The sequence below is a fragment of the Rhizobium phaseoli genome, assembly GCF_001664385.1.
GTDB classification, from domain to species: domain Bacteria; phylum Pseudomonadota; class Alphaproteobacteria; order Rhizobiales; family Rhizobiaceae; genus Rhizobium; species Rhizobium phaseoli.
The window spans coordinates 2,606,976-2,628,397 of the sequence record NZ_CP013532.1; the positions used below are offsets into that span (position 1 = coordinate 2,606,976).

Genomic DNA, 21,422 nt, shown 5'->3' on the forward strand with positions numbered 1-21,422 from the left:
CTGCAAGACGGCAGCGCTTGTTCACTGAAGCTTGCGCGCCGCCGATGGCCGCTTGATCTGCTGGTAGGCCTTGTTCATCTTCTCACGGATCGAGGCCATCGTCCCGAGATTATGGCCGCAAGCCGCGCAGGTGATGATGTCGGTCTCGCGGATCTCGGCCCGCTCGAATTTCATCTTGGTGCTCTTGCACTTCGGGCACGGGAGTTCAACCTGAACTGTCATCGCTATCTTCCGGTCTGATCGATATGAGGCGCTTCGCATAAACCTTTGCGGCAAAACTGTCCACCGGCGTGTGCAAGCGGTGCGAGGCATCCTAAAGAAAACACAGAAACAAGCCGAAGATCAGACCGGTGAGCACCATGCAGCTGGCATAAAACACCGACACACCATCCTCGATATCGCCGGCGGTGGCAACGTCGCGGCCGGCGTTGTTGATCATCGGCTCGGTCACGACTACTCCGCCGTAGATGCGCGGGCCGGCGAGCTGGACGTTAAGAGCACCGGCCATTGCCGCCTCCGGCCGGCCGGAATTCGGCGAGCGGTGCAGGCCGCCGTCACGCATCGCCACCCGGATCGCCTCGCGGCAGGGGCTCATGCCGCGCCGAATCCAGGCGCCGGCGGCGATCAAAAGGATGGAGAGCCGCGCGGCCGGCCAGTTGGCAATATCGTCCAACCGCGCCGCGGCCCAGCCGAAATCGATGTATTTATCCGACCTGTGGCCGATCATCGAATCCGCCGTGTTCAGCATTTTGTAAGCGAGCAGGCCCGGCAGCCCGAAGACGGCATACCAGAGGGCCGGCGCCACGACGCCGTCGGAGAAATTCTCCGCAAGGCTTTCGATCGCCGCACGGCAGACGGCCGGTTCGTCGAGAGTCTCGGGATCGCGCCCGACGATACGGGAGACGGCGTTCCGGCCGCCGGCAAGCCCCTCGCCGCGCAAGGCCGTCGCGACGGCCGCGACATGGTCGGCAAGGCTCTTTTGCGCCAGAAAGATCGCCACCAGACCGGCCTCCAGCACGAGGCCGGCAAGGCCGAAGAGGGCAAAAAACCGGTCGAACACGAAGCCTGCGGCGATCGACAGCACAAGCAGCGCCAGGATCGCCGCGACGCCGTTCATCCGGCGCTGGGAGCCCGTCAGACTTGAGGGATTGAGTTGCTGGTCGGCGTAGGAAATCGCCGCGCCGAAGATGACGACGGGATGCGGCACCCGCGACCACAGCCATTGCGGATCGCCGGCGATCCGGTCGAGCAGCAGCGCCAGGAGCAGCACGAGGAGGTTTTCGTCGATCGTCATCGCTCAAATCCTTGAAGGGCTGCGCCAAGCCGGTTGTCCGCTGCCGGATCGGGCGTCAACCCAAAACGCAGCCAATCCGGCGCATAATCGAACTTGCGGACGAGAATATGATGCCGGCAAAGATGCGTGTAAATGTCGCTCGCCCTGCGATCGGCGACAAGAGTGAACAACGTCGTTCCGCCCTTGATCCGCAACCCGGCAGTGCCCAGCGCCGCCTGCAAGGCGGCGCTGCGGTCATCGAGGCAGCGGCGGATCACAGCCATGTCCGAACGAAGCAGCGAGGCGGCAAGCGACAGCGCCGGGCCGGAGACCGCCCAGGGACCGAGCCAGTCCTCGAAACAGGCGAGAATATCCTGGCGCGCGATTGCAAAACCGAGCCGCAGGCCGGCAAGCCCGAAAAACTTGCCGAAGGAACGGAAGATTATCAGGTTGGGAAGCTCCTGCGCGCGGGCTGCGAGGCTGAGCGCCGGATCCGTATCCCCGAATGCCTCGTCGACAACAAGCAGCCCGTTTGTCGATTTCAGCCTGTCGTGCAGCGCTGCCAACGCTTCAGCCGGCCATATCCGCCCGTCAGGATTGTTCGGATTGACGACGACGGCAAGCCTATGCTGGCCGCCTACCGCAGCGATATCGTCGACCGCATCGACGGCAAAACCGGCCGAGGCGAAGGCGCGCGCATATTCGCCATAAGTCGGCGACAACACAGCGATTCTATCGTCCGTCACGGCGACCCTGTCGTCCGTCACGGCGACCCTGTCGTCCGCCATGGCGATCTTATCGTCCGTCATGGCAAACGGGCTTCCCTGTCGAAGCAGGCGGGGCAGAAGTTGAATCACCGATTGCGTGCCAGGCACCGGCAGCGGCAGGGTGTCGCCGCTGCCATAATAATCCCGCGCCGCCCGCCTTGCCGCATCGACCAGATAGCTGTCCGGCAGGCGGTGCCAGGCGCTTGTCGGGATCTCCGGCAGGGCGACCGGGCACGGATTGATGCCGGTGGAAAGATCGAGCCAGTCCTGCGGCCTGCCGCCAAAGGCGGCGGCTGCGGCGGTGACACCGCCGCCATGATCGATCGGCGCGCTCATCCGGCCGCTCTCGCAAGGTCGATCAGATGCATGTAGGACCCGGCCACCTGGCCGCGCCGGAGCCCGACGGCACCGAGATCAGTGCCGAGTGCATCCTGCGCTGTAAACAGCCGCTTTCCCTCCCCCTCGGAGACGACTGTTGAATAGTGGAATTCATGCGCCGTCATCGTCCGCGCGAAAAAGGCGCCGTCTAGCGGCGTCACGCGGCGATAGCCGAGATGGCGCCGGCGCTCGGCATAGCTGGTGACAACAGGCAGCAGGCCGAGCATCTCGTGGCGCATGCCCTCAGCATCGATCAGCCCATTGCCAAGCACCATGTAGCCGCCGCACTCACCATAGATCCGGATGCCGCGAGCCGCCGCATCGAGCATGCCGGCGCGGAAATTCTGCGCCTGGGAAAGCCGCCCGGCATGCAACTCGGGATAACCGCCCGGCAGATAGATCGCATCGGCATCGCCGGCCGGCGCCTCGTCAGCAAGCGGCGAGAAGAAGGAGATATCAGCCCCGCGCCGCCGCCAGCCGAGCAGCATATGCTCGTACGAAAAGGCAAAGGCGACATCGCGCGCCACGGCGATGCGGGCGCCGATCGGCATCAGCCGTTCGATATTGGCGGCCGACGGCCGGTTGAGGCCCTGCCTGGCGATGCGCAGCAGGAATTCGAAATTGCACTCCTCGGAGACGGCGTCGGCCGCCTGGTCGATGAAATTTTCGACGGTGGCATGTTCGCCGGCCTGGACGAGGCCGAGATGGCGTTCCGGCAAGGCAAGCGCCTTGTCGCTGCCGATCACGGCGATAACGGGCATGCGGATTGCTTCGAGCGCCTGGCGCAGCATCGCCTCGTGCCGCTCGCTACCAACCTTGTTGAGGATGACGCCGGCAACCCGCACATCGGCGCGGAAGCCGGCGAAACCCGATACCAGCGGCGCTACCGACTGCGACATGCGCGAGGCATCCACTACGAGCACGACGGAAAGGCCGAGTTGGGCGGCAAGATCGGCCGCCGTCCCCTTCCCGTCGGCCGCCCCGTCGAACAGGCCCATCATCGCCTCGATGACGAGAATGCGGTCGCCGGAACGGTGCAGCGCGGCATTGGCCGAGATCAGTTCCCGGCGCATCGCCCAGGGGTCGAAATTCAGGCAGGGCGAGCCGCTCGCCGCAGCATGGAAAGCGGGATCGATGTAGTCAGGGCCGGCCTTGCCGGGTGCGACCGCCACGCCGCGCCGGCGAAGCGCCCTGAGCAGCCCCAGCGTCACTGTCGTCTTGCCGGCGCCGGAGGAAGGGGCTGCAATCAGGAGGCCGCTCATGCCGTCACCTTGCCGGAGCGCCCGAACGGATTGGGCTGCAGCCGCCTGCCTGCAAGGGCGCCGAGCCAGTCGAGCGAGGCCCGCAGCCGCACCACCTCGCCGACCACGACGATCGCCGGCGGCTCGAGCCCGGAGGCGGCAGCCGCATCGGTCGCTTTGCCGAGTGTCGTCTCCAGCACCCGCTGCGCCCCGGTCGCCGCATTGCAGACGAAAGCGACGGGTTCGGATGCCAGGCGGCCCGACGCCATCAGATTGGCGCTGATCTGGGCGATATGCTTCATCGCCATGTACATGACGATGACAGGCGATCCCTTGCCGATCGCTTCCCAATTGATCGCATCGGGCACGATCCCGGAGGAATCATGGCCGGTGAGAAAGGTCACGGCGTGGTTGATCTCGCGATGCGTGACCGGAATTCCGGCATAGGCAAGCCCGCCGATGCCGGCGGTAATGCCCGGCACGATGCGGAAGGGAATGTTATGCTCGACCAGCGTCAGCGCCTCTTCCCCGCCCCGCCCGAAAACAAAGGGGTCGCCACCCTTCAGCCGCAGCACCCGCTTGCCGGCGCGCGCCAGCTCCACCAGCCGGAGCGAAATATCCCGCTGCTTGGCGGAGGGCTTGCCGCCGCGTTTGCCGGCATATTCCAGTTCCGCGCCTGGCTGTGCGAGCCTCAGACAGTCGTCGTTGACCAGCGCGTCGTGCACCACCACATCCGCCTCCGCCAATCCCTTAGCGGCAAGCAACGTCAACAGCCCGGGATCGCCGGGACCGGCCCCGACGAGCCAGACGCTCCCCGGCTCCAGCGCCGGCAAATGTGAAAGTGGATTAATCGACATTTTGTTGATCTAGGCCCAGCGAGGAGCAAGGTCAACGCCGCCCGCGCCACCTCACTTGAAGTTGCCGAGACGGCGATGACTCACTTTGCGAGGCGGCGGATTCGAATTCTCGGGAAAGCCGGGCAAGACTATGAATATTATAATAAACAACGCTCACCTCCCGCGCGTCGTCATCCTCGGCCTTGTGCCGAGGATCTGCTGCCCTATCGAACGGAGGCAGATTCTTGGGGCACAAGCCCGAGCATGACGAAAGAGGCGTTGGCCGGCCTTGCCAGTCGTCGGCAACCGACCTTCTACCGTATCAAGCGCGAAGCAGCGTATCGCGGATCAGATCGAGCACGTTTTGCGACTCGATTCCCGTGGCGACGATCTGGCTCGGCAGGCCATCCCAATCGCCCGGCGGGAAGCGGCGGCCGTCCGGCTTGACGACCGTCTGGCCATCGGCAATGCCGCCGCAGACGACGCGCACCGCGCCGGTGATGGTGGTGAAAAGCTCAGGCGCCACGACGTAAACGGCGGCGCAGCTGTCATGCACCATCATGCCGTCATCGACCGCATGGCTGTAGAAGTCGATGTAATGTTGCGACAGTCCGTCGAGCAGCTTCACTGCCGCATCGCCCTTGGCCGCCATTGCGCCGAGATAGCTGCGGCTCATCGTGGTGATCGAGGTGACGTCGAGGCCGATGACGACGACCTTCCACGGCGCCGTCATGACGATGTCGGCGGCCTCGGGATCACCGTGAATATTGGCTTCGGCGACGGGTGACACGTTGCCTGGCACATAGAAATTGCCGCCCATGATGACGACGTCCTTGACCAGGCCGGCAATCTCGGGGTCTTCCTTCAGCGCCATCGCCAGATTGGTCATCCGGCCGACGGCCACCAGCCTGACCTCGCCGGGATTGGCCCGCACCGTGTCGATGATGAAGCGGTGCGCCGGCCGGGGGTCGAGCGGCAGGTCGATCGTGTGAGGCACCTCGATATTGCCCAGGCCGTTGTCCCCATGCACCATGGCCGGAAACTCCCGCTCGGCGCGCGCCGCATCGATGGTGACGCCCGCTCCCTTGGCGACAGGTGCCGGAATATCCCATTCACGCTTGAGGAAAAGCGCATTGCGCGTCGTCGTCTCGACCGAGGCATTGCCGAAAACGGTGGTGATGCCGATCAGATCGATCTCGGGATGGCGGTGCAGGAAAAGAAGCGCCATGGCGTCATCGACGCCGGGATCCGTGTCATAAATGACCTTGTGCATGATTGTCCTCTAGATATGAATCGCTGACTTGCCGGTCGGCGCCGCGAATTGCCGCCACCATAGCGACCGTCAGGCTTTCTGCAACCCGATGCGGGCAATAGCCGCTGTTGCATGCGCGGATTTGATCTTGCCGAGCACCAGTTCGGCATCTGCGCCGATCGCCGCAAGCGCTGCCGATTCCGCCACGCCATGGCAGCCGACGCGGGCAAAGACGATAGCGGAGGGATTTTTGAGCCGCGGCGTCTCCTGCTCCAGTCGCGCCGCATTGAAGAAAACGGCAGGCACGGCAAAATGCGCGGCGAGGGCGAGGACCGCCGCTTCTTGCCCGCGGCTGTCGATGGAAGCGATGGCAGCAAGCTCCGGCCCGCCGATGCCGGCCGCCTTCAATGCCTCATTGGCAAGCGCCAGCACCTCCGCAGGCGGCGCCCCGCGCTCGCACCCGAGGCCGAGCACATATCGCCTCGTGCCATCGAAAGAAATATTGCTCATGAAAGCCGTCGAATGCGCCTCGCTGTGTCCTTGCAGCCATTGCAGCTTGAAGGGGGAAATGCAACAAGACCGGCTGAAAGCCCTTCTGGAATAGCATCTTGCCTGACATCGCCCTCCATCTGCTTCTGCTGCTCTGCGCCGCTGCCTTCTTTGCCGGTTTCGTCGATGCCATCGCCGGCGGCGGCGGCCTGATCACCGTCCCCGCCATGCTGATCGCCGGCATTCCGCCACTGCAGACGCTCGGCACCAACAAGGTGCAGTCGATCTTCGGCGCCGCTTCGGCAACACTCGCCTATGCCCGCAAAGGCCATGTGCAGCTGCACGAACAGCTGCCGATGGCGCTGATGGCCGTGATGGGCGGGGCGATCGGCGCTGCCCTCGCAACGATCGTGCCCGGACAGGTGCTACAGGCGATCATGCCGGTGCTGCTGGTGGCGATCGCGATCTTCTTTGCCGTCAAGCCGAACCTCAACGATCTCGACAAACACCGGATCATCACGCCTTTCGTCTTCGGCCTGACCTTGGTACCGGCCATCGGCTTTTATGACGGCGTCTTCGGTCCCGGCACCGGTTCCTTCTTCATGCTCGCCTTCGTCACCCTCGCCGGCTTCGGCGTGCTGAAGGCCACCGCCCATACCAAGCTTCTCAATTTCGGCTCGAATCTCGGCGCACTGGTCGTCTTCGCAAGCTTCGGCGCGATCCTCTGGAAGATCGGCCTGCTGATGGGCATCTGTCAGTTCCTCGGCGCCCAGCTGGGCTCGCGGCTCGCCATGCGCATCGGCGCCAAGCTCATCAAGCCGCTGCTCGTCATCGTCTGCGTCGCTCTCGCGGTAAAGCTGCTTGCCGATCCCGCGAACCCGCTGCGCGTCTGGCTCGGGGTCTAACCGCCGCGCCATCTCCAGGGCCTCAGAATTCGACGCCCGCCTGGCCCTTGATGCCGGAGCGGAACGGATGTTTGACGAGTTCCATCTCGGTCACAAGATCGGCGATCTCGATCAGTTCGTCCTTGGCGTTGCGGCCGGTCAGCACGACATGCGTCATGGCCGGCTTCTCGCTTTTCAGGAAGGCGACGACGTCGTTGATGGCGAGATAGTCGTAACGCAGCGCGATGTTGATCTCGTCGAGCAGCACCATCGAATTGCGCTCGTCGCGGATCAACTCCTTGGCCTTTTCCCAGGCGGCCGAGGCGGCGGCAACGTCGCGGGCGCGATCCTGCGTTTCCCAGGTGAAACCTTCGCCCATCGTATGGAACTGGCAGAGGTCGGAGAAATGCTTCTCGATCAGATCGCGCTCGCCCGTCCACATCGCACCCTTGATGAATTGCACGACGGCCGAAGGTTTGCCGTGGGCGATATGGCGGAAGATCATGCCGAAGGCGGCCGAGGATTTACCCTTGCCCTTGCCGGTATGGACGATGATCAGCCCTTTGCCGTCTGTCTTTGTCGCCATGATCTTGTCGCGCGCAGCCTTCTTCTTCGCCATCTTCTCGGCGTGGCGCGCGTCGTCCTTGACCGCTGCATTTTCCGGGATTTCGTCGTTCATCGCTTACCTCATTCTGTTAAACCAGGTCGAACCGGGCCGAATTGCTGCGCGGTGTCCACAGGCCGCGGTCGATCGCTTCGTGCAGCCGCTCTTTCACCTCGCCGAAGGCCGCGGGGTTCTTCTCGATCATAAAACTGCGCACTTCGGGATCGGCGACGAAGGCCTGGTGGACCGCCTCGAAATGATGTGCGCCGACCGCTCCGGTCGTTGCCGCGAAAGCGAAGAGATAATCAACGGTGGCGGCGATCTCGGCCGCTCCCTTGTAGCCGTGGCGCATGACGCCCGCTATCCATTTCGGGTTGACGACCCGCCCGCGCACGACGCGGCCGATCTCTTCCTCGAGGGAACGGATTACCAGCCGCTCCGGCCGGGAATGATCGTTATGATAGATAGCAGGGCGTGCGCCGGTCAGCACCTCGCTCGCCGCTGCCATGCCGCCTTCAAATTGATAGTAGTCGTCGCTGTCGAGCAGGTCGTGCTCGCGATTGTCCTGATTCTGAATGACCGCCTGCACCGAGCGCAGCCGATCCTCGAACAGGCCGCGTTCGGCCGTGCCCTCTTCGCCTGCGCCATAGGCATAACTTCCCCAGACGAGATAGGCTTCGGCAAGATCGGCACGCCGCTCCCAGCCCTTTTCGTCGATCAGCGCCTGCAACCCGGCGCCGTAAGCGCCAGGTTTCGAGCCGAACACCCGGTAGCCCGCTCGCCGTTTCGCCGCGGCGGCGTCGAGACCGGCAGCCGCAAGCCTTGCCGCTTCGCCGCGCATGCGCGCTGCGATCGGATTGTCGGCATCGTCCTCGTCAAGCGCGCCGACGGCGCGAACCGCTCTGTCGAACAAGGCGATCTGCTCGGGAAACGCGTCGCGAAAGAAGCCGGAAATCCTGAGTGTCACGTCGACACGCGGCCGCCCAAGCACTGCCTGCGGTACGATCTCATAGCCGGTGACCCGCCGCGAGCTCATATCCCAGAGCGGCTTGACCCCGATCAGCGCGAGCGCCTGAGCGATATCGTCGCCGCCGGTGCGCATGTTCGACGTGCCCCAGGCCGTCAGGCCGAAGGTATCAGGCCATTCGCCATGATCCTGCACGTAGCGGCGTACCAGCAGTTCCGCCGATTTCTTGCCGAGTTCGTAAGCCGCCGGAGTCGGCACGGCGCGGCTGTCGACCGAGTAAAAGTTGCGGCCCGTCGGCAACACGTCCGGCCGCCCGCGCGTCGGCGCGCCGGAGGGGCCGGGTGCAACGAAACGGCCGTCCAGGCCGGCAAGCAGGCCTGATATCTCCGCTGGGCCGCAGGCCAGGATCGAAGGCTTGAGTCGGGTCTCGATCTCGGAGAGCACAGCCCGCGTGGCCGTCCATTCCGCAGGGCATGCGGTTTCGCCGGAGACAAGCTTGGCCGCCAGCAGCTCGATGCGCTCGACCGTGTCTCCATTGGTGCGCCAGGGGGCGTCGAAAATGTCGACGAGGCTCTGAGGACGGGGGCCGGTCCACGAAGCGGCCATATCGGTGTCGAGAGGGTCGAAAGAAGGCTGACGGGCGCGACTCCCCTTCTCCCCGGCGGGGAGAAGGTGGCCCGAAGGGTCGGATGAGGGGGCCGCGCTCTCGGCTTCGCGTTCGCTCAGCCGCTCGCTCCTCACGTCGCTCGCCCCCTCATCTGTCCTGACGGACATCTTCTCCCCGCTGGGGAGAAGGGGAAAAGCCAATACATCCCCCGCAATCGCCCGCTGCAGACTCGCATCCGCGCCCTCGCCCAGCCCGCGCGGCACCCGCGCCAGCGCCACGGTCAAATCCGTCAGCAACCGCCCCTCGGGCGACACGCCGAAGACATGCAGCCCGTCGCGGATCTGCATTTCCTTGAGGTCGCAGAGGTAGGCGTCGAGCTTCTTCAGCGCCTCGCCTTCGCTTTCGCCGCCGATTATACCGGCATCCCGGTCGAGGCCGATATCGGTGACAAGATCGAGAATCTGCCGGCTGAGCAGCCGGATGCGGCGGGGATCGCCGCCGGAGGCTTCGTAATATTCGTCGACCAGAGCTTCCAGATCCTTGAGCGGCCCATAGCTCTCGGCGCGTGTCAAAGGCGGCGTCAGGTGATCGATGATGACGGCGGCCGTCCGCCGCTTGGCCTGCGTGCCCTCGCCCGGATCGTTGACGATGAAGGGATAGAGATGCGGCAACGGTCCGAGCACCGCCTCGGGATAACAGCCTTCCGACAGCGCCAGCGCCTTGCCCGGCAGCCATTCGAGATTGCCGTGTTTGCCCATGTGGATGACGGCATTGGCGCCGAACTCGCGGCGCAGGAAAGCATAGAAGGCAAGATAACCGTGCGGCGGCACGAGATCCGGCGAATGGTAGCTCTCCTTCGGATCGATATTGTATCCGCGCGCCGGCTGAATGCCGACAAGGACGCCGCCGAAGCGGGCGAAAGGCAGGGCGAAGACGCCGTCACGAAAATACGGATCGTTCTCTGGTTCGCCCCAGCGGGCCTTTACCTCACCCTGAATCTGATTTGGAAGAGACGCCAGGAAGCTGTTGTAGAGACTCAGGGAAAATGTCTCGCGGACGACCCGGCCGTCATGACCTGAATTGGTCGGCCCTTCCATCAAATGCCGGATCAGCGCGTCACCATCGGCTGGAATATCGGCGAGCGGGTAACCCGCTGCCTCCATCGCGCGCAGCACCTCGATGCTGCCGGCCGGCGTGTCGAGACCGACCCCGTTGCCGAGCCGACCGTCGCGGTTCGGATAATTTGCCATGACAAGGGCAATGCGTCGGTCACGTGCCGGCGTGGCGCGCAGCCGCGCCCAATTGGCGGCGAGTTCCGCCGTATAGCGCACCCGGCCGCCGTCTGGTTCGCTGGCGACGATGTTGGTCTCGACGGCCGTATCATAACGCGCCGCCGTCTTGAAGGAGACTGCCCGCGCCAGCACCCGGCCGTCGACTTCGGGCAGCGCCACATTCATGCCGAGATCGCGCGCCGACAGGCCTTGCGAGGAGGCCGCCCATGCTTCTCGTGATGAGGCCGACAGGATCGCCTGCAGCACCATCGCCCCATTCGCCTCCAGCACCGTCGGCTGCCGGTCCGCGCCCGGTGCGGAGACCGCAAAGCCCGTGGTGTTGATCACGACGTCGGGTTTCAGCGCCGAGAACACGCTCTCGAGAATGCCCGTCGAGACAGGATCCTTAAGGCTGTAGGCAAAGACTGGCAGCGGCCGGAGGCCCTGCGCCTGCAAGGCATCGATTAGCGCTTTGATGGGGCGGGTTTCGCCGCTCTGCACGAGGGCGCGATAGAAGCTGATAGCGATTGTCGGGGGTTCAAATCCCTCCTCCGCTACAACCATACTCTCCGCCGCAAACTCGGCCCATGAAGGCGCTGTCACCCGCCGCCACTCCTCGACCCCGATCAGCCCCTGCCCCGGCCACCAGATGCCGGCCTTCATCAGCGGCACCGCCGGCGCCGGCTTTTCCGCGCCCGACAATATTGCCCCGGCATAATCGAGAAAGGAGCGCGTATTGGCATCGCCCCCCTCGATCAGATAGGCCCAGAGTGCATCGAGATCGTCGGCCGCGATGTTCGAAAAAGGCGCCAGCCCCACATCCGGCCTGGCGTCACCCGGCAACACGGCAACCAGCGCGCCGTTACGGGCCGCACAGGCATGCAGCGCCTCCAGCGCATAGCGGAAATAGCTGGCGCCGCCCAGCGCCCGCACGATGATGAGTTTGGCCTGCCGCGCCGTGCGCTCGACATAGGTATCGACCGACATCGGGTGCTTGAGGCTCATCAGGCTGGCAAGCCGCAGCGAATACGGCCCACCGCAGGCGCGATGGGCGGTCGCGATCGCCGCAAGCTCGCTGTCGGCCGCCGACAGGAACAGGATATCGCCCGGCGTCTGCCCGAGGTCGATCGCATCCTCGCCGTCGCTGATCGTTCCCTGCTGGGCCAGAAGCAGATGCATGGGTTTACACCAACGCCTCGATCGCCGCCCTCACCGCGCCTTGATCCATCTCATGCAGGCCGATGACGACGAGACGGGTGGTGCGCGCTTCGCCTGAGCCCCAGGGGCGATCGAAATAATGATCGATGCGGCTGCCGACGGCCTGCAACTGCAGGCGCATCGGCTTGCCGGCTACATCGACGAAGCCCTTCAGGCGCAGCACATCATGGGCTGATATGATGCTCTTCAGCGCCCCGACGAAGCCGGCGGGGTCGGCGACCGGGCCGAGTTCGACGACAAAGCTGTCGAATTCGTCGTGGTCGTGCGGTGTACCGTCCTCATGCTCCAGCTCATGGTGCGACTTGCGGTTGGCGAGGTCGCCCTCCGTGCCGATGCCGAGGCCGAGCAGAATGCCGGCCGGCACTTCGCCGTTTTTCGCCTCGATCATCACCGGCTTGCGCTGGGTGCGGGAAGCGACCTCGTCGCGCACCCGTCCGAGACCGGCCACGTCGATCAGATCGGTTTTGTTGAGCACGATCAGATCGGCGCAGGTGAGCTGGTCCTCGAACAGCTCCTCGATCGGGCTCTCGTGATCGAGCGATTCATCCTCGCTGCGCGCCGCCTCGACCGCATCGTGGTCGTCGGCGAAACGGCCGGCGGCGACAGCCGCGCTGTCGACCACTGTAACGACGCCGTCGACGGTCACCTGTGTGCGAATGTCAGGCCAGTTGAAGGCCGCGACCAGCGGCTGCGGCAAGGCGAGGCCTGAAGTTTCAATGACGATGTGGTCGGGCCGCTGTTCACGCTCAAGCAGCTTGGTCATCGTCGGGATGAAATCGTCGGCGACGGTGCAGCAGATGCAACCGTTGGTAAGTTCGATAATGTCGTCCTCGCTGCAGTTTTCGGCGCCGCAGCCCTTCAGAACATCGCCGTCGACGCCGAGATCGCCGAACTCGTTGATGATAAGCGCGATCTTCCTGCCGCCGGCATTGGTAAGCAGGTTGCGGATCATCGTCGTCTTGCCGGCGCCGAGAAAGCCGGTGATGACGGTTGCGGGAATCTTCTGGTTCATAAATCTAACCCTTCATTTTCAGCGGCAGGCCTGCCGCGACGAAATAGACTTCGGCGGCTTTCGCCGCGATCATCTGGTGGAGCCGGCCGGCATGATCGCGAAAATCCCGCGCCATGCGGTTCTCGGGCACGATGCCGAGACCGACCTCGTTGGAGACGAAAACGAGCCGCGCCTTTGCCCGCGCGACGAAATCCGCAAGTGCGGCAAACTCCGCCGCCATATCCCGCTCTTCCATCATCAGATTGGTGACCCAGAGCGTCAGGCAGTCGATCAGGACGATGCGCCTCTCGCCATCGATGGCGGCAAGCGCGCCGACGAGATCGAGGGGCTCTTCGTGCGTGGTCCATGACGGCCCGCGATCGACCTTGTGCTGGGCAATCCGCGCCTGCATCTCCTCGTCCCAGGCTCGGCCGGTCGCGATGTAATGGCGATCGAGGCCGGTCGCGATGACGAGGTTTTCGGCGAAGCGGGATTTGCCGGAGCGTGCGCCGCCGAGGATGAAGGTGGAATTGGAGGGAGCCGTCATGTGCAAGCGCTCCCGCTGGGAAGGGCGAGGTGGCGCCGAATCCCCCTTCTCCCCAGCGGGGAGAAGGTGCCGGCAGGCGGTTGAGGGGGTGAGCGGCTAAGCCGCGAATGCGCCGAGCGCACGCGAAGGGCAAAAGGATGGAACTGCCGCGCGGCCCCCTCATCCGACCCTTCGGGCCACCTTCTCCCCGCTGGGGAGAAGGGGAAACCCCACCGTCGCACCGCACAAGGCAGCGCCGAATTCATTCGTTCAGCCAAAACAACCTCCGTGCTGGCAGCGGGTCTCTTGCCCAAGGGTGGGCTTCTCGCCCGGCACGGAAGGCAGGTCTCCTGGCTCGCGGTTATCGGCCGCGATCGGGGCGGACCGGAATCCGGTCGCCCCTGATCGTGCCAGCGGATCCGCCTCGCCTTCCCGGCTGCATTTGTGAAAAGGCGGACGATTCGTAGAGAAAGAGGCGTCCCACCCCGGTTGATCACCATGCATTTCCAGTGGCTTTTCCGGCACGTCGCCCCTTCGCCCGCCTGCACCATTGCAAGCTGTCAGCCAAAGAACTCGATGCCGGATGGAAGACCCTGACCGCTCTACAGTCGCGGGGTCGGCTGTGATGAAGGCGCCCGGCTTGGGTCCACCCCGTCACATTCCCTTTTCATCCGGAAAGGCAACTGCCGATCCGAAACCATCCGTTATATCCGAGGATGGTTAGGCAAGCCGGGGGATGGAGTCAACGGCCTTGGTATGACTGCGAAGACGGCCGGCCGGAAGAGGATCTCGCATAAAAGCGACTTATCCCAGCTAAAAAGTCGTCTTATATCAGTTGCTTACGTCATAAAAATTTAGCCCGCGCGCCGGGTTTTTGCCGCAATTGCGTCGCAAGCGGACAGCACCCCTGCCCTTGACCGGGCCTCTCTCCGCCTAATTGTCTAGCCATGCTTATGAAATTGGATCGGCGCCGTTTCCGTGCGCTGCGTGTGTTCTTCGACCCGGGGCGGCTGCGCGCCCTGACGCGCCGCAGCGAGGTCGGCCTGTCGCTGGCGGGCGCCGTCGTCGGCATCGCCTCCGGGCTGGCGGTCACCGGCATGAGCTACATTTCGAATGAGCTGCACCAGCTGGTCTTCGGCATAGCCGACAACGAAAGGCTCAGCGCGTCGATCATCGAGGACAAGATGCTGCTGCTCACCGCCCCCGTCATCGGCGGCGTCCTGCTCGGCTTGCTTTTTTTTGTGCTGGCGAAACGGCGCAAGAAACCGATGGTCGATCCGATCGAGGCCAATGCGCTGCATGGCGGCCGTCTCTCCCTCACTGACAGCATTATCGTCGCCGTCCAGAACCTGATCTCAAACGGTTTCGGCGCTTCCGTCGGCCTGGAGGCCGGTTATACCCAGCTTGCCGCCGGAATTGCCTCCAAGTTCGGCCTGAAGCTGCAGCTGCGCCGCTCGGACCTGCGCGTTCTCGTCGGCTGCGGCGCGGCCGGCGCCATCGCCGCCGCCTTCAACGCGCCGCTGACCGGCGCCTTCTACGCCTTCGAACTGATCATCGGCACCTACACGATCGTCTCGCTGACCCCGGTCGTGGTCTCCGCCCTCGTTTCCACCCTCACCGCAAGGCTGCTTGCCGAGGGCGATTTCACCATTGATATCGGCACCTTCGGCTCCGTCGTTCCGGCCGATTATATCCCGGCCTTGCTGCTTGGCTGCTTTTGCGCCGGTGTTGGCATTCTCCTCATGCAGGGCGTCGCCTTCATCGAGGAGCTGGCGCGCAAGAGTTCGATCGCCCCACCCTTCCGGCCCGCACTCGGCGGTATCATCGTCGGGCTCCTGGCGATGATCTCGCCGCAGGTCCTTTCGGCCGGCCACGGCGCACTGCATCTCAACCTTTCACGCGACGTGACGATCCCGGCGCTGGTAAGCCTGTTTCTGCTGAAATCACTGGCCTCGGCGATTTCGATCGGTTCCGGCTTCAGGGGTGGCCTGTTTTTCGCCTCGCTGTTTATGGGCGCCCTGCTCGGCAAGCTCTTTGCCTATTGCGGTCCCTATTTCGCCGATGCGACGCTGACGCCGGTCATCTATGCCGTGGTCGGAATGAGTTCGCTTGCCGTCGCCGTCATCGGCGGGCCGCTGACGATGACCTTCCTGGCGCTCGAGATCACCGGCGATTTTCCGATCACGGCGCTGGTGCTTGCCGCCGTCATCACCTCCTCGCTCGTCGTGCGCTCGACCTTCGGCTACTCCTTCGCTACATGGCGCTTCCATCTGCGCGGCGAAAGCATCCGCAGCGCCCATGACGTCGGCTGGATCCGCAACCTGACGGTCGACAAGCTGATGCGCGCCGACGTCAAGACCGCAAAAGCGGGCATCTCCTTGGAGGAGTTCAAGAAGGCCTTCCCGATCGGCTCGACGCAGCGTGTCATTCTCGTCGAGGAGAACGACAAATACGCCGGGCTCGTACTGGTGCCCGAGATCTACGCCAACCCGACCGATGTTCAGGACGAGAGCCAGATGCTTGCCGATTTCGTCCGCTACCGCAATGACTTCCTGCAGCCGCAGATGAACGCCAGGCAGGCCGCGGCAATCTTTGACAAGAGCGAAAGCGAAGCGCTCGCCGTCGTCAACAATCTGATCGAGCGCAAGGTGGTCGGCCAGCTTAGCGAAAGCCACACGCTGCGCCGCTACAGCGAAGAACTCGATCGCCGCCGCCGCGAAGTGTCGGGCGAGATCTGAGCCGCTACGAGGCGGTGTCGGCGAGCCGGAAAACGTCGGCTCTCTTCGAGACGCCGCGCAAGTCGAAAGAGCCCAGATATTCGCTGGCGGCCGCGCAGGTCTTCGCGAAGCTCTCCGACATCAGCAGGTTCTCTCCAAGCGTGCCGCAAAGCTTTTCGAGCCGTGAAGCCTCGTTGACGGCCCTGCCGATCACCGTGAAGTCGAGCCTGCCCCGAGCGCCGACATTACCATAGAATACCTCGCCGACATGAAGCACGACATCGACGCCGATATCCGGGCCGCCATTCAGCGTCCGCTCGCGGTTGAGCACTTCGTTTGCCTTCAGCAGGTTCTTGGCGGAAGCCAACGCGGCCAGACAGGCCTTTTTCGAATCCACGGCGTCCGTTGGGAAGATCGCAAGCACGCTGTCGCCCATGAACTTGAGAATCTCGCCGGAATTTTCCTCGACATGCCGGTCGATCAGATCGAAATGCTCGTTGAGAAAGCCGACGATCTCACCGGGATCATAGACATCGGTCAAGGCCGTGAAATCGCGAAGATCGGCAAGCAGGATCGCGGCATTGATAGAACCGCCCATCCCCCTCTGAGTCTCTCCGGCCAAGATGCGCGCGCTCGTCTTGGCGCCGGTATAGACCGCAAGAATCTCAGTGGCGGTCTTCGACACAGCCACCCGGTAAGCGGCGAGCCCCAGCGCCGGCAAAAGCTGTTCGATGACCTCCAGTTGCCCGTCGGAAAATCCGCACGGCGCGTCGCTGGTAAGGGAAAAACCGAGCCCGCGCAGCGCCACCTCTTTCGGGAATTCGAAAATGCTGATCACGTGGTCGGTGCCGCCGCCACGCGCGAACTCGTTGAGCTCGCTGTAGTGGAGGCCCTCGCCTTTGGCCAGGTTCCATCGCCCCCGGCTTTCGTCGCGGCTCAAAAGGTAGAAGATCGGCGTCTTCTCGAAGCTGCGCTCGGTCTCGCTGCCGTGCTCCGCATTTTCGAGAATGGTCGCGCCGCCGCGCACGAAACTGGCGGAAACGCCGCGATACATCGGATGCAGGGACGGCATCCTGATGCTCGCCCGCCAGATCGGAAATCCATCCTGGATCAACCGCTCGCACAGACCGGAAACGAGATCACCGATATGCTCGCAGGTGATTCCCTGATCGATAAGCCACTGAATATGATCTTTAATTTCCTAAACCTCCGCATGAGCCGGCGCGATCTTATGACCGCAATTCGGGCAAATGGGCGGCAATGCCGAACCCGCTGGCTTCATATCAATTGATAGTCGCGCCAAGCCGATATTTCCAGCCGCGATCAACGGGAAGTTTTGATCCCGCGGCGCTACGACGCGGGCGGGTATGCCCTCACATCCTGACCGTCATGCCGCCGTCGACGGTCAATACATGGCCGTTGACGAAGGAGGCAGCACGGCTTGCCAGAAACAGCGCCGCGCCGGCGATCTCATCAGGGCGTCCCCAGCGTTGGACCGGGATGCGCTGGCGCACGAAGGGCATCAACTCCTCGTTCGCGGCCATTGCCGCATTCGGGGGGGGCGGGCTAACCTACCAGCCCGGCCAACCAGCGCGGGTCGAGGTAACGTTCCAGTTCTCCGGCGATCTCGTCGAGTGCCTTATCGACGCTCTCGCGGTAATTCCTTCGCTCGCCGGACAGTCCGAAGCTTTGAAGCAGCCGAGTGCGGTAGGCGTCGCTGGCAAACAGCCCGTGGAGATAGGTACCCATGATCAGGCCATTGGCCGAGAGCGCCCCGTCGGGCACGCCGTCGACGATTGCCGAAGGCCGGCCGCAATCCGGGCCGCGCGTCATGCCGAGGTGGATCTGGTAGCCGGCAAGCGGTGCATCATATTCGGTCGAACGCGCATGGCTGTTGCGCACCGTCTTCTCCGGCGCCATCTCGGTCTCGACGTCGAGCAGCGCCAGCCCCGGCGTCTCAAGCGTCCCGCCCTCGAGCCCGAGCGGATCATGCACGGTGCGGCCGAGCATCTGGTAGCCGCCGCAGATACCGATTACTCGGCCGCCGCGCCTGACATGCGCGAAGAGATCGCGATCCCAACCCGCAGCCCTGAGGTCGGCAAGATCCGATATCGTCGATTTCGAGCCGGGAAGGACGACCAGGCTCGCATCGGCGGGCAACCGCTCGCCTGATCGTATGAAGACCAGCTCGACATCCGGCTCCGCCCTCAACGGGTCGAGATCGTCAAAATTGGCGATGCGCGGTAATACCGGCACGGCGATCTTCAGCGCGCCCCCGCCACCCTTTGCCAGACGTTCGAGCACGACGGAATCCTCGGCCGGCAGACGTGCGGCGCCTGAAAGCCAGGGCACGACGCCGAAGCACGGCCAGCCGGTGAAGCCTTCGATGGCGCGGATGCCGTTATCGAACAGCGAAACGTCGCCGCGAAACTTGTTAATGATATAGCCCGAGATCATCGCCCGATCGGCGTCTGCCAGAATTGCATGCGTGCCGACCAGGGAGGCGATGACACCGCCGCGATCGATATCGCCGACGAGCACGACCGGCACGCCTGCCTGCGTCGCAAAGCCCATATTGGCGATATCGCCAGCTCTCAGATTGATCTCGGCCGGCGATCCCGCGCCCTCGACGATGACGAGATCGGCGCCGTCGGCCACTTTCTCGAAGCTTGCGAGCACTGCGCCGAGCAACTGCGGCTTCAGCCGCTGGTAATCCCGGCCTTTGGCCTGCCCGAACACCCTGCCCTGCACTATGATCTGGCTGCCGTTTTCCGATTGCGGCTTCAGAAGCACCGGGTTCATGTGCACCGAGGACGGCGTGCGGGCGGCAAGCGACTGCAGCCACTGCGCCCGGCCGATTTCGCCGCCGTCGTCGGCGACCGCCGCATTGTTCGACATGTTCTGCGGTTTGAACGGCCGCACGGTAAGCCCGCGATTGGCCGCCAGCCGGCAGAGCCCGGCAACCAGCACCGTCTTGCCGACATCCGAGCCGGTTCCCTGCAGCATAATCGCTCTTGCCATGGAGGCCGCCTTTCGTTCAGGCGAGGCCTACAATGGCCGCTAATCCCGGGTCAAGGCGTGATCTGCCCGGTCAAAACGCGAAAACCGCGCATGGCCGTGGCTCTGCGCGGTTTGCCGAAAACTCAGGCGTCTTCGCCCCTACACGGCGAAGCTCGCTTCCTCCGGTACGCACTACCTGAACCAGAGAAGCAGCGGTCGTTGCCGCTACGACCCCACTGATAGCGGCACATTCTTACCGGAGAGTTATTGAAGGCTTACGCAAATGTTAATTTTGACTTTTTTTGATATTCTCGCCAAGATTTCTGCGAAAAGGCGCGCCGGCGCTCGCCGATAGCGCGTATTTTCGCTGAAAGCCGCCATTTTCGGGATTGGGAGATAAATTCTTCGAATTCAATGATTTAGACACGCAACCATGAACAGAAGACGGTTGATTTCTGCGAGCGAGCGCGTAGGCTTCACCAAAATGCGCCACTGTTGAATATAACCTGCGACGAGCTGTTGGAGCCGCAAGGACGACGGCGCCCGTAAACCGGAAAGCCTGTTGCGGCATCGCCCGGCAGGCATTTCCTGGTCAGGCGCCGCAGAGACTTATCGGCGGATTTTCACATCCAAGAGCGCGTCCACCAAGAAGAATTTGGGGATGACGATGAAGAGGCTTCTGGTTCCGGCCGTCTTTGCCGCGGCTCTTTTTACCACCGTTGCGGCCGTAGAGGCTGCCGAATGCGGCAGGGTTTCGATTGCCGAGATGAAATGGGCCTCGGCCGGCATTGCGGCGAATTTCGACAAGATCATTCTGGAAAAGGGCTATGGCTGCTCCGTCAGCATCGTCGACGGCGACACCCTTCCGACCTTCGCCTCGATGAACGAGAAAGGCACACCCGACATCGCCTCGGAATACTGGATCAACTCCGTCAGGGCCTTGCTCGCTCAGGCGGTCAACGCCGGCCGCCTGGTGCAGGGCGCCGAAATCCTTGCCGATGGCGCCGTTGAAGGCTGGTGGATCCCGAAGTTCATTGCCGACGCCAATCCGGATATCCGCTCGGTCGAAGACGCATTGAGACGTCCCGACCTCTTCCCTGCCGAAGATGATGCATCGAAGGGCGCGGTTTACAACTGTCCCGCCGACTGGAGCTGCCAGATATCGACCACCAACCTCTTCAAGGCCCTTGCCGCCGACAAGAAGGGCTTCGAACTTGTCGAGACCGGCAGCCCCGAACGGCTCGACGCCTCGATCGCCCGAGCTTTCGACAACAAGATCGGTTGGCTCGGCTATTACTGGGCGCCGACCGCCATCCTCGGCAAATACGATATGACGCGGCTGAGCTTCGGCGTCGGACACAACAAAACGGAATGGGACCGCTGCACAGCGGTTGCCGGCTGTGTCAGGCCCCAGCTCAACTCCTATCCGGTTTCTCGCGCCTTCACGCTGATGACCAGGTCTTTCGCCAGCCGCGCCGGGCCCGTCACCGCCTATCTCAAGAGCCGCAAATGGGACAATGAGACGATCAATCAGGTGCTCGCCTGGCAAGATGAAAACCGCGAAAGCAATGAGGATGCCGCGATCTATTTCCTGCGCAACTACGAAAGCCTGTGGATGAGATGGGTGCCGCTCGATGTAGCCGAGAAAGTCAAAGCGAGCCTATAACGGCAGATAGCACCAACGACTGGACGATTCGAATGACAGCCAACGTTCCCTTCCCCGACCGCGATACCGTCGCGGAAAAGCTCGCCGCGCTGTCGGAAGCCGATAAGTCCTATCTGGCTCTACTCATGGAAAACGCCGCGCAGGACGATAACTTGCTTGACGGTCTGCGACGCCATCTCGACCTTGCCGCAGAATCGCGCTTGCTGAATTCACTGAAGCTTGAAAATCTTGGATTGTGGCTCGGTGCGCAGGCGCCGGATCGGCTGCAGATACGGCTGATGGAAACAGCCCGCTCAAGCCAGCATCCTGCCTACCAAGCCTTCCGGATCGGTCTCGGCCGATCCGGCGGCCTCGAAAAGGCATATCCCCGGTCACCTGAAAGGTGATCTCCCGGCCGTCCATTAGGACGGTCCGGCCCGGTCCGTCCACTCGCCAGAGTGGTCCGGTTTTAGGCCTCAGCCAGCCTTATCAGCCCGGCAATACCGACCGATCACTTCTTCGCAGCGCGATCGACCGAACGGCCGGCATCCTGCGTGGCGTTGACGGCGTTCGCCGTGTCTTTTCCCATGCCGCGGATCGTGTTGCCGCAGGAGGAAAGCGCGAGAAGAACCATGAAGGCTGCAGCAATTTTGGCCGTCGTCGTCATTTTGAATATCCTTGTTTGAAATCAACCCCGAACGGCACTTTATGCCGTTCGCGCCGATAACGCACAAGGGAACAAAAGGTTCAACGGCT

The 21,422-nt window shown here is 63.4% G+C and carries 19 protein-coding genes, 1 pseudogene and 1 riboswitch; of the genes and pseudogenes, 4 read left to right on the plus strand and 16 right to left on the minus strand.

What is annotated here, in order from left to right; genetic code table 11:
- Positions 1–21 precede the first annotated feature (21 nt).
- From AMC88_RS12655 to AMC88_RS12685, 7 genes are all read right to left on the minus strand, one after another.
- Complete coding sequence (locus tag AMC88_RS12655; RefSeq protein WP_010005318.1) at positions 22–222, minus strand: ECs_2282 family putative zinc-binding protein; 201 nt, start codon at positions 220–222, stop codon at positions 22–24.
- 91 nt (positions 223–313) lie between these two features.
- Positions 314–1,294 carry an adenosylcobinamide-phosphate synthase CbiB gene (gene cbiB, locus AMC88_RS12660; RefSeq protein ID WP_012484144.1) on the minus strand — a complete coding sequence of 327 codons (981 nt, stop codon included), beginning with the start codon at positions 1,292–1,294 and terminating at the stop codon, positions 314–316.
- Entirely contained in the window at positions 1,291–2,376 is a 1,086-nt protein-coding gene (locus AMC88_RS12665) for a threonine-phosphate decarboxylase (RefSeq protein WP_012484145.1), read from the minus strand. The genes cbiB and AMC88_RS12665 overlap by 4 nt, the downstream gene beginning before the upstream one ends.
- Positions 2,373–3,680 (minus strand): cobyrinate a,c-diamide synthase, encoded by a 1,308-nt coding sequence (locus AMC88_RS12670; protein ID WP_012484146.1) that lies wholly within the window; start codon positions 3,678–3,680, stop codon positions 2,373–2,375. Before AMC88_RS12670 ends, AMC88_RS12665 begins: the two co-directional genes overlap by 4 nt.
- On the minus strand, positions 3,677–4,516 hold the full coding sequence (cobA, locus tag AMC88_RS12675) for a uroporphyrinogen-III C-methyltransferase (RefSeq protein WP_012484147.1): 840 nt from the start codon (positions 4,514–4,516) through the stop codon (positions 3,677–3,679). Before cobA ends, AMC88_RS12670 begins: the two co-directional genes overlap by 4 nt.
- 301 nt (positions 4,517–4,817) lie before the next feature.
- A complete protein-coding gene (locus AMC88_RS12680; RefSeq protein ID WP_041683663.1) occupies positions 4,818–5,768 on the minus strand; it encodes a nucleoside hydrolase in 951 nt (316 codons plus the stop codon).
- Positions 5,769–5,837: 69 nt separating this feature from the next.
- A complete protein-coding gene (locus AMC88_RS12685; RefSeq protein WP_010012054.1) occupies positions 5,838–6,257 on the minus strand; it encodes a cobalamin biosynthesis protein in 420 nt (139 codons plus the stop codon).
- A 98-nt stretch (positions 6,258–6,355) separates the two neighbouring features.
- Here AMC88_RS12685 and AMC88_RS12690 point away from each other — a divergent pair, with 98 nt between their 5' ends.
- Positions 6,356–7,141, plus strand: coding sequence for a TSUP family transporter (locus tag AMC88_RS12690; protein ID WP_012484149.1), 786 nt, complete (start codon positions 6,356–6,358; stop codon positions 7,139–7,141).
- Positions 7,142–7,163: 22 nt separating this feature from the next.
- Here AMC88_RS12690 and cobO read toward each other — a convergent pair whose 3' ends face one another.
- From cobO to cobU, 4 genes are read right to left on the minus strand one after another with little or no spacing between them, the layout of a single operon-like run.
- Positions 7,164–7,799 carry a cob(I)yrinic acid a,c-diamide adenosyltransferase gene (gene cobO / locus AMC88_RS12695; protein ID WP_012484150.1) on the minus strand — a complete coding sequence of 212 codons (636 nt, stop codon included), beginning with the start codon at positions 7,797–7,799 and terminating at the stop codon, positions 7,164–7,166.
- 16 nt (positions 7,800–7,815) lie between these two features.
- Positions 7,816–11,748 (minus strand): cobaltochelatase subunit CobN, encoded by a 3,933-nt coding sequence (gene cobN / locus AMC88_RS12700; protein WP_064825349.1) that lies wholly within the window; start codon positions 11,746–11,748, stop codon positions 7,816–7,818.
- Positions 11,749–11,752: 4 nt separating this feature from the next.
- Positions 11,753–12,799 (minus strand): cobalamin biosynthesis protein CobW, encoded by a 1,047-nt coding sequence (cobW, locus tag AMC88_RS12705; protein WP_012484152.1) that lies wholly within the window; start codon positions 12,797–12,799, stop codon positions 11,753–11,755.
- A 4-nt stretch (positions 12,800–12,803) separates the two neighbouring features.
- Entirely contained in the window at positions 12,804–13,325 is a 522-nt protein-coding gene (cobU, locus tag AMC88_RS12710; RefSeq protein ID WP_012484153.1) for a bifunctional adenosylcobinamide kinase/adenosylcobinamide-phosphate guanylyltransferase, read from the minus strand.
- Positions 13,326–13,627: 302 nt separating this feature from the next.
- Positions 13,628–14,021: riboswitch (cobalamin riboswitch) on the minus strand.
- Positions 14,022–14,251: 230 nt separating this feature from the next.
- Between cobU and AMC88_RS12715 the strand changes: the two genes are divergently transcribed.
- Positions 14,252–16,042, plus strand: coding sequence for a chloride channel protein (locus AMC88_RS12715; RefSeq protein ID WP_012484155.1), 1,791 nt, complete (start codon positions 14,252–14,254; stop codon positions 16,040–16,042).
- A gap of 4 nt (positions 16,043–16,046) precedes the next feature.
- Here AMC88_RS12715 and AMC88_RS12720 read toward each other — a convergent pair whose 3' ends face one another.
- The 4 genes and pseudogenes from AMC88_RS12720 to AMC88_RS33090 form a co-directional block, all read right to left on the minus strand.
- Positions 16,047–17,135, minus strand: a complete 1,089-nt coding sequence (locus tag AMC88_RS12720; RefSeq protein WP_064825350.1) for an adenylate/guanylate cyclase domain-containing protein — start codon at positions 17,133–17,135, stop codon at positions 16,047–16,049.
- 259 nt (positions 17,136–17,394) lie between these two features.
- Positions 17,395–17,574: pseudogene (locus tag AMC88_RS32000) on the minus strand (SDR family oxidoreductase); the annotation flags it as partial.
- A 13-nt stretch (positions 17,575–17,587) separates the two neighbouring features.
- Positions 17,588–19,042, minus strand: coding sequence for a cobyric acid synthase (locus AMC88_RS12725; RefSeq protein ID WP_012484157.1), 1,455 nt, complete (start codon positions 19,040–19,042; stop codon positions 17,588–17,590).
- A 265-nt stretch (positions 19,043–19,307) separates the two neighbouring features.
- Complete coding sequence (locus AMC88_RS33090) at positions 19,308–19,592, minus strand: hypothetical protein (RefSeq protein ID WP_012484158.1); 285 nt, start codon at positions 19,590–19,592, stop codon at positions 19,308–19,310.
- A 90-nt stretch (positions 19,593–19,682) separates the two neighbouring features.
- On the opposite strand from AMC88_RS33090, the gene AMC88_RS12730 reads away from it, so the two are divergent.
- A complete protein-coding gene (locus AMC88_RS12730) occupies positions 19,683–20,687 on the plus strand; it encodes a glycine betaine ABC transporter substrate-binding protein (RefSeq protein ID WP_012484159.1) in 1,005 nt (334 codons plus the stop codon).
- Positions 20,688–20,719: 32 nt separating this feature from the next.
- Entirely contained in the window at positions 20,720–21,073 is a 354-nt protein-coding gene (locus tag AMC88_RS12735; RefSeq protein ID WP_012484160.1) for a hypothetical protein, read from the plus strand.
- A 104-nt stretch (positions 21,074–21,177) separates the two neighbouring features.
- On the opposite strand, the gene AMC88_RS12740 is transcribed toward AMC88_RS12735, so the two are convergent.
- Positions 21,178–21,333: an entericidin domain-containing protein gene (locus tag AMC88_RS12740; protein WP_004680588.1), complete on the minus strand. Its 156-nt coding sequence runs from the start codon at positions 21,331–21,333 to the stop codon at positions 21,178–21,180.
- Positions 21,334–21,422: the final 89 nt, after the last annotated feature.